Source organism: Bradyrhizobium sp. 21 (assembly GCF_023073335.1).
Taxonomy (GTDB): domain Bacteria; phylum Pseudomonadota; class Alphaproteobacteria; order Rhizobiales; family Xanthobacteraceae; genus Bradyrhizobium.
Window position 1 is genome coordinate 616,872 of sequence record NZ_JADPJG010000035.1, and the last position, 12,810, is coordinate 629,681.

General features: G+C 64.7%; 14 protein-coding genes and 1 tRNA gene. 11 read left to right on the forward strand and 4 right to left on the reverse strand.

The genetic code is table 11. From position 1 onward, the window contains the following. Window positions 1-13: 13 nt before the first annotated feature. Entirely contained in the window at window positions 14-1,078 is a 1,065-nt protein-coding gene (locus IVB31_RS31550; protein WP_247331905.1) for an acyl-CoA dehydrogenase family protein, read from the reverse strand. 260 nt (window positions 1,079-1,338) lie between these two features. Here IVB31_RS31550 and IVB31_RS31555 point away from each other — a divergent pair, with 260 nt between their 5' ends. Then, window positions 1,339-2,124, forward strand: a complete 786-nt coding sequence (locus tag IVB31_RS31555; protein ID WP_247331906.1) for an SDR family oxidoreductase — start codon at window positions 1,339-1,341, stop codon at window positions 2,122-2,124. A gap of 233 nt (window positions 2,125-2,357) precedes the next feature. Here the strand turns inward: IVB31_RS31555 and IVB31_RS31560 are convergent, their stop codons facing one another. After that, window positions 2,358-2,630, reverse strand: coding sequence for a GlsB/YeaQ/YmgE family stress response membrane protein (locus tag IVB31_RS31560; RefSeq protein ID WP_247331907.1), 273 nt, complete (start codon window positions 2,628-2,630; stop codon window positions 2,358-2,360). Window positions 2,631-2,658: 28 nt separating this feature from the next. After that, entirely contained in the window at window positions 2,659-3,234 is a 576-nt protein-coding gene (locus IVB31_RS31565; RefSeq protein WP_247331908.1) for a YidB family protein, read from the reverse strand. Between the two features lie 161 nt (window positions 3,235-3,395). Here IVB31_RS31565 and IVB31_RS31570 point away from each other — a divergent pair, with 161 nt between their 5' ends. Then, the gene (locus IVB31_RS31570; RefSeq protein ID WP_247331909.1) at window positions 3,396-4,397 is read left to right on the forward strand and encodes a 2-dehydropantoate 2-reductase; all 1,002 of its coding nucleotides are present in this window, start codon (window positions 3,396-3,398) and stop codon (window positions 4,395-4,397) included. A gap of 25 nt (window positions 4,398-4,422) precedes the next feature. Beyond that, window positions 4,423-4,638, forward strand: coding sequence for a hypothetical protein (locus IVB31_RS31575; protein ID WP_247331910.1), 216 nt, complete (start codon window positions 4,423-4,425; stop codon window positions 4,636-4,638). 83 nt (window positions 4,639-4,721) lie between these two features. On the opposite strand, the gene IVB31_RS31580 is transcribed toward IVB31_RS31575, so the two are convergent. Next, window positions 4,722-5,342 (reverse strand): hypothetical protein, encoded by a 621-nt coding sequence (locus IVB31_RS31580; RefSeq protein ID WP_247331911.1) that lies wholly within the window; start codon window positions 5,340-5,342, stop codon window positions 4,722-4,724. A gap of 208 nt (window positions 5,343-5,550) precedes the next feature. On the opposite strand from IVB31_RS31580, the gene IVB31_RS31585 reads away from it, so the two are divergent. The 8 genes from IVB31_RS31585 (at window position 5,551) to IVB31_RS31620 (ending at window position 12,798) form a co-directional block, all read left to right on the forward strand. Further along, a complete protein-coding gene (locus IVB31_RS31585) occupies window positions 5,551-6,579 on the forward strand; it encodes an alpha/beta hydrolase (RefSeq protein WP_247331912.1) in 1,029 nt (342 codons plus the stop codon). Between the two features lie 91 nt (window positions 6,580-6,670). Further along, the gene (locus IVB31_RS31590) at window positions 6,671-8,188 is read left to right on the forward strand and encodes an AMP-binding protein (protein ID WP_247331913.1); all 1,518 of its coding nucleotides are present in this window, start codon (window positions 6,671-6,673) and stop codon (window positions 8,186-8,188) included. A gap of 26 nt (window positions 8,189-8,214) precedes the next feature. Continuing rightward, window positions 8,215-8,853, forward strand: a complete 639-nt coding sequence (locus IVB31_RS31595; protein ID WP_247331915.1) for an RraA family protein — start codon at window positions 8,215-8,217, stop codon at window positions 8,851-8,853. Window positions 8,854-8,994: 141 nt separating this feature from the next. Continuing rightward, a complete protein-coding gene (locus tag IVB31_RS31600; protein WP_247331916.1) occupies window positions 8,995-9,651 on the forward strand; it encodes a hypothetical protein in 657 nt (218 codons plus the stop codon). 248 nt (window positions 9,652-9,899) lie between these two features. Continuing rightward, complete coding sequence (locus tag IVB31_RS31605) at window positions 9,900-10,271, forward strand: cupin domain-containing protein (RefSeq protein WP_247331917.1); 372 nt, start codon at window positions 9,900-9,902, stop codon at window positions 10,269-10,271. A gap of 126 nt (window positions 10,272-10,397) precedes the next feature. After that, window positions 10,398-11,354, forward strand: a complete 957-nt coding sequence (locus tag IVB31_RS31610) for a tripartite tricarboxylate transporter substrate-binding protein (RefSeq protein ID WP_247331918.1) — start codon at window positions 10,398-10,400, stop codon at window positions 11,352-11,354. A 98-nt stretch (window positions 11,355-11,452) separates the two neighbouring features. Beyond that, a tRNA-Arg gene (locus IVB31_RS31615) sits at window positions 11,453-11,529 on the forward strand. A 129-nt stretch (window positions 11,530-11,658) separates the two neighbouring features. After that, window positions 11,659-12,798, forward strand: coding sequence for an amidohydrolase/deacetylase family metallohydrolase (locus tag IVB31_RS31620; RefSeq protein ID WP_247331919.1), 1,140 nt, complete (start codon window positions 11,659-11,661; stop codon window positions 12,796-12,798). Window positions 12,799-12,810 lie beyond the last annotated feature (12 nt).

Here is a 12,810-nt window from a genome sequence, read left to right on the forward strand (position 1 = left end):
GTCTCGTCCCTGATCAGCGCGAAGCCACGAGCGGCCACAATTCGTCGGCGCCGCGGTTGGCAACCAGCTTGCCGAGCTCGACGGCCCAATGGCTCTCCGAGCCGAAATCATCGCGCCAGGCCAGCGCCCGCAGCGAATAGCGATGCAGGATGTGCTCCAGGGTGAAGCCGATCGCGCCGTGGACCTGGTGCGCGATGGCGCCGCCTTTTTCCGCGGCCTCGGCGCAGCGGATTTTTGCCGAGGCGGCTTCGAGGTAGACCGCATCGTCGAACGCCTTTGCATTGGCGATGGCGTCGGCGGCCGAGGTTGCGGCCGCCAGCGCCGCGGCCGACTCGCCGGCGAGGCGCGCGAGATTGTGCTGCACCGCCTGGAATTTCGAGATCTTCTTCTCGAAGGCGACGCGCTCGTTGGAATAGCGCACGGAGATGTCGAGCATCGCTTCCAACGCGCCGGCGATCTGAAGGCTGCGCGCGACGCCGCCCATCAGCATCATCGTGGTCTGGTCAAACCCCTTCGGGGCTGGCTTGATGGTGATGGGCTGGACCTTGTCGAGCGTGACGGTGTCGCTGTGGTCGTAGCCGACATTGAGGCCGGACTCGATCCGGCCCTTGGCTGCATCAACGAGTGCAATGGAGGCGCCATCCTTGCCATGCGCCAGCACCGCAAAATGCCTGGCCGCTTTCGCAAACGGCACACCGCGTGCGCGGCCGGACAGCGCTCCTTCAGCGTCGTGCGTGATGCGATCTCTCGGCGAAGCCGGCAGCACCGTCATCTCGCCCTCGGGCGAGGCGATCTTCGCCTGCGCGAGCAGCCAGCCCGCGAGCATGGTCTCGGCCAAGGGAACCGCGACGGCAAATCGCCCGGCGGCGTTCAGAAGCGCAAAGCCGTCGGCCAAGCTCGCACCGGAGCCGCCGAGATCGTCCGGCACCCACGACAAGGGCAGGCCGGCCTCGCTCAGCGCCTGCCACAGCGGCGCCTGCCACGAATCCTTCTTGTCGTTGTTGACGGTTTGCGGATCGGCGAGATCGGCGAAGATTTTTTCCGCGGTCTCGACGACGATATTGTCACTCTCCGCCACAGCGTTCCCCGTGTTTTGCCATTGGCGCGTTCCGCCCGGCAGGTGCGGCGCGCAGGTTCTTCTTGCGCCCGATGATCCGAAAAAGCCATGGCCCTGACAAGCGTTGATCGCAGGTCAACCTGCGGCGCCGGCATGGGCGCACGGGGCAGCAGGAGGCTAATTCCGCTTAGCGGAGTTTGCTCGATTTGCAGGGCGCGGCAAACTCGCTAAACAGGGCCGGCTAACTAAGCTTGCACCAGATACAGGGGAAGGAAATCCGGATGGCCAAAGACAGTTTGTGCGCAATCGTGACGGGGTCTGCCTCCGGCCTGGGTGCTGCGACCGCGGAAATTCTCGCACGAAGCGGGGCGCGGCTCGTCATCAACTATTCCTCGAGCCAGAAGGAAGCGGAGGCGACCGCGGAAGTCTGCCGCAAGGCGGGCTCTGCGGAAGTTCTGGTCGCGCAGGGCGACGTCTCAAAGGATGAGGATTGCCGCAGGATCGTCGCGGCAGCCAGCGGCTGGGGCCGGCTCGACATCCTCGTCAACAATGCCGGCACCACCAAGCATGTTGCCCATGCCGATCTCGACGGATTGTCGGCGGAAGATTTCCAGCGTCTCTACGGCGTCAACACCATCGGCCCGTTCCAGATGGTGCGCGCGGCGCGCGGCCTGCTCGAGGCCGGCGCGAAGGCCTCGGAGCGGCCGTCGGCCGTGGTCAACGTGTCCTCGGTTGCCGGCATCAGCGGCGTCGGCTCGTCGATCGCGTACGCCGCGAGCAAGGGCGCGCTCAACACCATGACCTTGTCGCTGTCGCGTGCGCTGGCGCCGCTGATCCGCGTCAACACGGTGTGTCCCGGCTATATCGACACACCCTGGTTCACCAAGGGCCGGGGCGAGGCCGGCGCAAAGCAGGTGCGCGACAGCGTCGTGGCGAAGGTGCCGCTGAAGGTCGCATCATCAGCGGAAGACATCGCGCAGCTCGTCTGCTTCCTGGCGATGCCGGCGTCCAGCAACATGACCGGCGAGGTCGTGCGCATGGATGCCGGGATGCATTTGGTGACGTGAGGTCGTCATTGCGAGCGCGGCAAACGCTATCGTCGTCCCGGCCTAGTGCGCAATTGCGCACGGGGGCCCGGGACCCATAGCCACAGGGCGCAGTTGTGACGCGAACTGGCAACTCCGAGTCTTCGCCAAACTGAATTCGGTGGTTATGGGTCCCGGCCCCCCGTGCGCAATTGCGCACTAGGCCAGGACGACACGTAGTTTGTCGATAAGTCACACCACAAAGCGGTGGCGACCTACCCCTTGATCACGCCGCTCGCCACCAGCCGGTGCCAGATGAACAGCACCACCACCGCGCCCAGCGTGGCCATGATGAAGCCCGCACCCTGGTCAGGACCGTAGTGGCCGATGGCCTGGCCGATGAAGGTTGCGAGAAACGCGCCGACGATTCCGAGAATGGTGGTGAGGATGAAGCCGCTCGGGTTGTTCGGTCCCGGCGCCAACCAGCGCGCAATAAGGCCGGCGACGAAGCCGATGACGATGATCCACAACAAGCCGCCCATGCTCATGACAATGCTCCCCTCGCTTTGACTAAAATCAGATTCGGCCCGAGATCTCGTTCTCGGTCGGCAGCCGTCCGTCCGGCGTCAGATGGTCGACCACCTTCGGCAGATACTGGCTGAGGCCGGAAAGCAGCTCGTCGCGCGACAGGCCGCTCTGGGCGGACAGGCTCTCGATCTGGTCGGCGCCGAGCGCGTTGGCGAGATCGCCCGGTGCGATGGCCTTGTTCTCGCCCTTGCCGACCCAGCTATTCGCGGCCTCGCCGTGACCGCCCTGCTGGAGCTGGTTGAGGAGATCGCCGAGGCCGCCGCTCAGCACCGTGCCGGCCGCGCCGCCCGCGAGCAGGCCGCCGAGGCCACCCTTGAGCAGGCCTCCGAGACCGCCGATACCACCGCTGTCCGCGGTATTCACCGGCGGAGGGGCGGGCGTCGGTGACGGCTGCGGCGCCGTGCCGGACTGGTTTGCGGTCATGTGCTTGAACGCCTTCCAGGCGAGCAGGCCAAGCAGCGCCATGGTCATCGGCGACATGCCGCCCGAGGACTTCTCGGAGCTTGGCGTGCTCGGGCCACGAGGGCCGTTCTGCATGCCGTTGAGGACGTCGAGTAGACCCATGGCGTTCTCCTTTGGCGTTCTCGTCGGCGAGCGCTCGCCGCTGACTGCCCCCGGGCAAAAACATATGGGGCTCTCATGACGGTTACAAGGCGGATGCGTCGCGATGGGCAGCCGGCCTCGCCTCTGATATCGAAGGCCGGACATTCGGGGAGCAAGGCGAAGTGGTTACGGATCGACCGATCGTGGTGGCCGGCGCGGGCGCCATCGGCTGTTTTGTCGGAGGCACCCTGGCGGCCTCAGGCCGCCGCGTCGCGCTCCTGGTGCGGCCGCGGGTGAAGGCCGAGATCGAGCGGTTCGGTCTGCTTCTGACTGATTTCGACGGCTCCCAGAAGAAGTTGGGGTCAGGCCAGCTCGCGCTGTCGGAGGGGCCCGCGATCTTCCACAGCGCCGGCATGGTGCTGGTCACGGTGAAGAGCGCCGACACCGCCGACATGGCGGACCAGATCGCGCAGCATGCGCCGCAGGATGCCGTCATCATCTCGCTGCAAAACGGCGTTGGCAATGTCGCCACCTTGCGCGAGCGCCTCGGAGGCCGGCGCGTGCTCGCGGGGATGGTGCCTTTCAACGTGATCGGGATGGGCGAGGGCCGTTTCCACCGCTCGACCTCCGGCGACATCCATGTCGAGGAGGACGAGGCGAATACGGCCGCGGCGCTCTCGGTACCCGGTCTCACCATGCGCGCGAGCCCTGACATCACCGGCGTGCAATGGGGCAAGCTGATCATCAATCTGAACAACGCGCTCAGCGCGTTGTCCGACATGCCGCTCGCCGCGCAACTGGCGAGCCGCGACTGGCGAAGGCTGTTCGCCGATCAGATGGCCGAAGGCCTGGCCGCACTGAAGGCCGCCGGCATCACACCGGTGTCGGCGACGCCGATCCCAATGAAGTGGACGCCGACCTTGCTGAGGCTGCCCGACATGATCTTCAACGCGATCCTGGGACGTACGATGAAGATCGATCCCGAGGCGCGTTCCTCGATGTGGCAAGATCTGAAGCAGGGCCGCAAGACCGAGATCGATTATCTCCAGGGCGCCGTCATCGCGCTTGCCGAACAGAACAATGTCGACGTGCCGCTGATGCGCCGCATTGTTGCGCTGATCAAGGATGCCGAGAGCGCGGGCAAGGGCCCGCCCGGGCTGACGCCGCCGCAGATTCGTGGCTAGCGCTCGAGTGCGATGGAGGTGTGCGATGAGGCGTTGTTTGATGATCGGGCTCGCGCTGGCCGCGCTCTGCGGCGCTTCCACATTCGCGGAGGCCAGGCCGCCCACGGTGATGAACTCTCCCGGCTATGACGCGCGCTTGCAGGAAAGCCGCAAGGCGTTGGGCAGTTCACCGACGGCAACTGCGCCGGCGAACGCGCCGGTGGCCAAACCGAAGCGCAGCAAGAAGAAGCAGACGAACTGACGCCACACTCTTCGCCGTCGTCCCGGATCAGCGCTCCGCTTCGCTGTGCCTGTCCGGGACGACGCGGAGGGTGTCGCCGCAGCTCAGCCCTTCTTCGCCGGCTTGCTCGGCGCCGGGTTGAACAGCTTCTTCAGGTCGTTCAGGCTTTCCGACAGGCGCGGCCATTCGCAGGAGAACGAGCCCTTGGCGCAGGGCGCGCCCTTCGGCCTCGGGCCCAGGGCTTGCAGGGTTTTCGGCCGCTCGACCGGGATAGGCACCCGCTCGACTTCGGTTCGCAGCGCGACCTGCTGGAGCTGCTGCGCCTGTTGTTCCTGCTGCTCGCGCTGCTGGCGCATGGCGGCCTGGGCCGCCTCGTTGCTGCGGCGCTGATTGGCGAGGTAGACGGTATAGAATTCGTCGATCTTCTTCTGCTCCTCCGGCGTCGGATTCGGTCCGGCGATGTCGAAGGTGCGGTCCTGGAGGAAGTCGTAGTAGGAATAGCCGCCGCCTGCCTTGCGCCGGCCGGCGAATTTGGCGTTGCAGTTGGCCAGCGCTGATGTCTTCTCGCTCTTGGTTGCGGCTTTCTCGGCGGCGTCGGCGCATTCCTCGAAGTCAACAGGCGCGCGCTTCCACCATTGCGCCTGGGCATGCGACGGCGTCAGCAGAAAAAATCCTGCTGCGGCAACGAGAAGCGCCGCACGACGCGATGCAAACACGACCGACATTCTACGAGAGCATTCCTTGCAAAACTCAACCCGAACTGAGTCGAGCCGGATTTTTGCCCCTTTATCGCTGGCTTGTCACCCGTGGAACCCGGGAATTTCATGGCTGCAATGCTGACATTTTTTGCTTGACGTGGCCCGGCAGTCACAGCCGCGCGCCACAGGATGCGCTTAGACTTTTATCGGTTTGAATTCGAAGGGTAATGTCCGCATGAGGGCGCTGGTCTGTCTCTCCACAATCGCGTTGGCACTGATTTGCGGCCATGCCTTCGCCACGGACGAGGATGCGCCGAATCGTAAGCCGGTGAGGGCGATTGCCGACGCGCGGCTCCCGGTCGCCGGCCAGGGCGTGCTGCCGCTCTATCTCTCCAGCGACTGGTCGATGCCGCTGCCGGCGATCTCGCGCGCCATCATCGTGCTGCACGGACGCCTGCGCAATGCCGATGAATATTATATATCGGCCCATACTGCGCAGGTCGCAGCGGGCGACGACGGCAGGAGCGCGCTCATGATCGTGCCGCAGTTTTTGGCGGAGATCGATATCGAGGCGCACAAGCTGCCCGCGGACACGCTGCGCTGGTCGCTGGAGGGATGGGAGGGCGGCGATGCGGCGCTCGCGCCGAGCCCGGTGTCTTCCTTCGAGGCGCTCGATGCGATTCTGGTAAAACTCTCCGACCGGCGCTTCTTCCCGAATTTGAAGCAGGTCGTGGTCGCCGGCCATTCCGGCGGCGGCCAGGTCGCGCAACGCTATGCCATCGCCGGCAGGGGCGAGGCGGCGCTGTCGCGTCAGCACATCGATGTCCGCTACGTCGTCGCCAATCCTTCGTCCTACGCCTATTTCAGCAACACGCGGCCCCTGCCGGCCGTCGCCGCATCCTGCCCGGGCTACAACAATTGGAAATACGGCATGGACGGGCGCCCGCCCTATTTTGCGGACGCAACGCCGTCCGCGCTGGAACAGCGCTATGTCGAGCGCGACGTGATCTATCTGCTCGGCACCCTCGACACCAATCCCGAGCATTCCGCACTCGACAAGAGCTGCATGGCCAAGGCGCAAGGACCCTATCGCTACGCCCGCGGCCATGCCTATGTCGATGCGATGGCCAAGCGCGACCACGGCACGCCCAATCATAGGGTCTGGGACGTCGCCGGCGTCGGGCATGACGGCGACAAGATGCTAACCTCGAAATGCGGGCTCGCGGCGCTGTTCGATATTCCGGGCTGCGGGGCGGAGCGTTGACATCTTGAAGGCTTGGCTCCGGCTGCTACACTTCGTCTTGCGATGCGACTTATCGTGAGGTGACGCCAAGAAGACGAAATGGAAACGCCTGATGCTGCTGCCTCTGTCCGATGTGCCGCGCTGGTACGCCGAGCGCAAACCGCAAGACACGATCGCCGTCCGTCACGGGCAGGACACGCTGACATGGGACGCGCTCGAGCGCGGCGCCAACCGGCGCGCGCGTGCGTTCGCGGCCAAGGGCGTCAAGCCCGGGGACTTCGTCGCGATCGGATTGCCCAACGGCAACGCGTTCTTTGAGACCTCCTTTGCGGTGTGGAAATGCGGGGCGACGCCGACCTCGCTGTCGTGGCGGCTGCCGCGCGGCGAAGCCGCCGCGGTGCTCGACATCCTCAAGCCGGCGCTGGTGGTCGGCGGCGAGGCTGACTGGAACGCGCCGAACCGTCTGCCCGCGGATTTCGTGCCGGAAGGATTTTCGGACGAGCCGCTCAATCCGCCGGTGGCGCGCTATTGGAAGGCCATGACCAGCGGCGGCTCGACCGGCCGGCCGAAAGTGATCCTCGATCACCAGCCGGCGGTCACCGACACGGTCGCCGCGCCGCCGCTCAACATTCCCTTCGGGGTCTCGCTGCTCAATCCCGGTCCGCTCTACCACAATGCGCCGTTCATCGTGTCGCACTATGCGCTCTTCAGCGGCGGTCAGCTCACCGGCCTCGTCAAGTTCGACGCCGAGGAGGCGCTGCGCCAGATCGCGCGCGAGCGTGTGCAATGGGTCAATTTCGTGCCGACCATGATGCACCGGATCTGGGCGCTGCCGGAGCACGTGCGCAATTCCTACGATGTGTCGAGCCTGCAGACCGTGTTCCACATGGCAGCTCCGATGCCGCCCTGGCTGAAGGAGAACTGGATCGCCTGGCTCGGGCCGGAGCGGATCTGGGAGCTTTATGGCGGCACCGAACGCCAGGGCTCCTGCATCATCTCCGGCACGGAATGGCTGACGCACAAGGGCTCGGTCGGCAAGATCGGGGAGATGGCGCGCTTGCGCATCATCGGCGAGGACGGCAACGACGTCGCGCCGGGCGAGACCGGCGAGATCTATTTCCTCAACAATGACGGCAAGGACGCCACCTATCACTATCTCGGCGCCGAGCCGAAGCGCCGCGCCGACGGCTGGGAATCGCTCGGCGATATCGGCCGGCTGGATGCGGAAGGCTACCTCTATCTCGGCGACCGCCTCGCCGACATGGTGCTGCGCGGCGGCGCCAACATCTATCCGGCCGAGGTCGAGGCTGCCGTCTCTGAGTCCCCAGGCGTGCGGTCCTGCGTGGTGGTGGGATTGCCCGAACCGGAACTGGGCCAGCGCGTGCACGCCATCATCGAGCCGGAGGGCGACGCGGATGGCCAGACGATCGCCGACGGCATGGCGGACTTCTTGAAGGACAGGCTGAGCCGCTACAAGCATCCGGAGAGTTTTGAGATTGTCACCGCCCCGCCACGCGATGATTCCGGAAAAGTTCGCCGTACGCTGTTGCGCGACGAGCGCGCGGCGTGGATGAAGGAAGGGCGGGCCTTCCGGATCTGGCCTTCGAAGGCGCGGGCGCACGCCGAATAAGAAATTCACGAAAAGGACTTCATAAGATGACCATCACGATCGCTGCGAACAGTGTGCCGAAGCCGCCGGCCGAGATCATCGAGGGTTTTCGCGGTGCGCCGACCTCGGTCATCTCGGACAATCTCGCCCGGCTGCCGGGCGCGGTGGGGCTCAAACCCTATCATCGCGGCGGCAAGCTGGTTGGGACGGCCTTCACGGTGCGCACCCGTCCCGGCGACAATCTCGCCATCCACCGCGCGCTCGAGCTGGTCGGCCCGGGCGACGTCATCGTGGTCGATGGCGGCGGTGATGAGACCCGCGCGCTGGTCGGCGAGATCATGAAGAACATCGCGCAGTGGCGCAAAGCGGAAGGCTATGTGATCGATGGCGCGATCCGCGATGTCGCGGCCTTCGCGGCTGACGACTTTCCCTGCTACGCCCGCGCGGTGATCCATCGCGGCCCCTACAAGAACGGTCCCGGCGAGATCAACATTCCGGTCTCCATCGGCGGCAGCGTGATCTCGCCCGGCGACATCGTCGTTGGCGACGAGGATGGCGTGGTGTCGTTTCCCGCCGCGGGCGCGGCCGCGCTGCTGGAAGCCGTGCGGGCCCAGGTCGCGCGCGAGGAGGAGACGCTGAAGGCGATCCGCGAGGGCCGCTACCAGGGCTCGTACGGCAAATCCTGACCGGGGCGCGAGGCGTAAGTCAGAGCAATGGCCGTGTCGGGCGCAAGCCGAAGTCGGCCATTGCTATTCTCGAAAGCGATTTCAAGACGTTTTGTTTCGGTCAAAATTCTCTCATGCTTTTTGATGCTGAGGTTGCTTTAAATGATGAGAAACTGCGCGTTCGTTCTGTCTGGTGTTATCCTTCTGCTCGTCTCTGGAAACAACGAGGCTGGTTCGTGGGAGATGCACGAGGCCATCATCAGTCATTTCATGCCGCCGATCGTCACCATCGCTTTGGCGGATACAGACCGGCGAATGACGGAAGAGGCGTACGCAAAGGCAAACAGTCTCTCCCCAGGTGAGGTGGAAAAGCGCTTTGCCGCAAGCGGAGTCTTGCGATGCCCTGGTGTAGCTAGCAGTGCTCAAGTGACGGGAGCGCGCGACGTGATCACGACCGCGGCTCACGCGTTTCGGGACCTTTGCAAGCTCCGTACGCCATCTGACAAGTGCAAGTTCGAGTGCTATCTGGGAGTAGAGAAGCGAACCGTTCCTTTGTCGGCGACCCTATGGCTGGGCACATGCGTTGATAGTGTGCCAAAAGCGGCTACTAATGATTGGGCAGTCGCAAAGCTCGAATTTCCCGCGGAGGTGACGCCTTACGAGGTCTATGAAGGGACCGAAATATTGGTCGAGCTGGAGCGTGTCCTGGCGGTCGTTGGTTATGATATCGAAGCTACGGGAAAGAAGGACAAATACGGGCAGTTCAACAAGACGATGCAGGAGTGTCAGGTGCGCGACCTCGGACTGGTCGATATTTGAAACGAACTGCGAGTTTGAAGTTGGGGCGTCCGGTAGCGCCCTGTTTCGCATGCGCGGCAATCGAATGACTCTGTTCGGCGTTCTCAACGGCGACTATCACGATAAAGAATATTGTCCGCGAGGCGGCTGCGAGTTCAAGAGCCGGCATTGGTCCAGCGTGCACGTGACCCTGAGGGGCGAGTTCAAAGACCGGCTCTTGGCCGCCATAAGCCAGTCTGCTGCAAAACAAAACTAGAAGGGAGGATGGCGTGAGCCAGAAGGACGAATTCCACAATCTCGACGATACCGGCGCCGGGCTGTTTCGCGAGCTCGCGACAGGGGTGACCACACGCATTTTTTCCGGCGAGCAGGCGATGCTGTCGGTGGTGACGCTGGCGCCGCATGCGCAGGGCACGCTGCACCATCATCCCGAGGAGCAATGGGGTGTGCTGCTCGACGGCTCCGCCATCCGCGTCCAGGGCGACGAAGAGATAGCCGTGAATAAGGGCGATTTCTGGCGCACGCCGGGCAATGTGCCGCACACCATGCGCGCCGGCCCCGACGGCGCCCGCGTGCTGGACATCTTCAGTCCGCCGCGGCCGGAATACAGAAAAGCGGGATCCGGTTTCGGAGCTACCTAAAGCGCTTCGCGCTTTAGGTTATCATCTGAGCATGATCTTTTCGGAAAACCGCTGCACACTTTTCCGGATCATGCCTAAGCGCCAAAGAGCAAAAAGCCAGGCGCAAAAACAAAGAGGGAGGACGACATGACGATCACACGACGGGCGCTGCTGGCCGCGCCCGCCATCCTCGCGATGGCATCGGCAAGCGCACAGGCTTCAAAAATCACGCTGGTGGTGCCGTTCCCGCCGGGCGGATCGACCGACGCGATGGCGCGGCTGCTCCAGAGCCATCTGCAGACCAAGCTCAACCGCATTGTCATTGTCGAGAACAAGTCGGGCGCCGCCGGCGCGCTCGGCGCGGCGCAGGTCGCCAAGAGCCCGGCTGACGGCACCACGTTCCTGGTCACCTTCGATTCCCACGCGGTGATCCCATCGATCCTCGACAAGCCGCCCGTCGACGTCGAGCGCGAGCTGATGCCGGTGTTGCTGGTCGGTACCGCGCCCTACGTGATCGCGGCCGGCGCCGGCCGTCCCTACAAGAGCTTCGCCGACGTGGTGGCGGCCTGCAAGGCAGCGCCGGGCGCGGTGAAATATGCCTCCGTCGGCATCGGCACGCTCGGCCATCTCGCCATGACCGTGCTCGGCAACAAGGCCGGCGTCGAGATCATGCACGTGCCCTATCGCGGCGGCGGACCCGCGATGAACGACGTGCTCGGCGGCCATGTCGATCTGATCGCGGGATCGGCGGCGCTGGTCTCAGCCCAGCTCGGCACCAACATGCTGCGACCGATCCTGCAGCTCGGCCGCGAGCGGCTGCCGGGCCTGCCGGATACGCCGACCGCGATCGAGGCCGGCTTTCCGGATTTCGAGACGCTGGCCTGGTGGGGCATCTTCGCGCCCACGGGGACGCCGCCTGACATCGTCGCAGGCCTCGCGACGGCGTCCAAGGAGATCCTCAGCGAACCCGCCACCGCCGCCCAGCTCAAGGAGACCCAGCAGATGACGCTGCTGCTCGAGGACGGCCCCGCCTTCAAGACCTTCTTCGACAAGCAGGTGGCCTATTGGGGCAAGGTCGTGAAAGACAACAATATCAGGGCGTGAGGGGGCATTGAGGCCTGTACGTTTCGCGAAGTGAAGGCTTCCGGTCCTGCCCCCGCTTTGATATGAACGGCGCCAGTAACTCGCTTTGCGGGTTCCGCGGTCCCGTAGCTCAGCCGGATAGAGCGACGGTTTCCTAAACCGTAGGTCGCATGTTCGAGTCATGCCGGGATCGCCAGTTTTTCAGTGAGCAATAGCTGCGTTTGCCACGCTCGTCGGCGCAAAAATTGCTAGAAGCGCGAAGCTTCCTTCCTTCCCGGCCCAGGCTGACTGTCGCCCCGCCCCGCTGCCCCATCCGGAGACCACAATGCCTTTCGACTTGATCCTGCGCGGCGGCCGTGTGGTCGACCCGTCCCAGAAGCTCGACGCTGTGGCCGATGTCGCCTTTGCCGGCGGCAAGGTCGCCGCGGTGGGCAGCGGGCTCAAGGCGGATCCGGGCACGGACGTGCGCGACGTTTCCAAGTACATCGTCACCCCTGGGCTGATCGATCTCCACACCCATGTCTATTGGGGCGGCACCTCGCTCGGCATCGATGCCGAGGAATTCTGCCGCCTCTCCGGCGTCACCACCGCGGTCGATACCGGCAGCGCGGGGCCCGGCAATTTCGCGGGCTTCCGCAAGCACGTGATCGAGCCGAGCCAAGTCCGCATCCTCGCTTATCTGCACGTCTCGCATGCCGGCATCTTCGGCTTCTCGCACCGGATCATGGTCGGCGAGAGCGAGGAATTGCGGCTGATGAATCCGATCGAGGCGGCCAAGGTGGCCGACGCCAACCGCGACCTCATCGTCGGCATCAAGGTGCGCGTGGGCCTGCACTCATCGGGCACGTCGGGTGTCGTGCCGCTCGACATCGCGCTCGAGGTCGCGAACGAAGTCGGCATGCCCCTGATGGCGCATATCGACCATCCGCCGCCGAGCTACGAGGAGGTGCTGGCGCGCCTGCGTCCCGGCGACGTGCTCACCCATGCGTTCCGGCCCTTCCCCAACACGCCCGCGACCGCGCAGGGCACGGTGAAGCGGGCGGTGCTCGACGCACGCGAGCGCGGCGTTCTGTTCGATATCGGCCACGGCAAGGGCTCGTTCGCGTTCAAGACCGCGCGCGCCATGCTCGCCAACGGCTTCTATCCGGACACCATCTCGTCCGACATTCATCAGCTCTGCATCGACGGTCCCGCCTTCGACCAGGTCACGACCATGTCGAAGTTCCTGTGCATGGGCATGGATCTGCCGGATGTCATTGCGGGCTCGACAGTCAATGCCGCGATGGCGCTGCGGCGGCCCGAACTCGGCAGCCTCAAGCCGGGCAGCGTCGGCGACGCCACGCTGATCTCGGTGAAACAAGGCCAATTCGACTATGAGGACGTCGTCGGCGAGCACCTGATCGGTGATCGCAAGATCGTCTCCGAAGGCGTCGTCATTGGCGGCCGCTGGTGGCATCCGAACTAGAGCTTGGTGAGG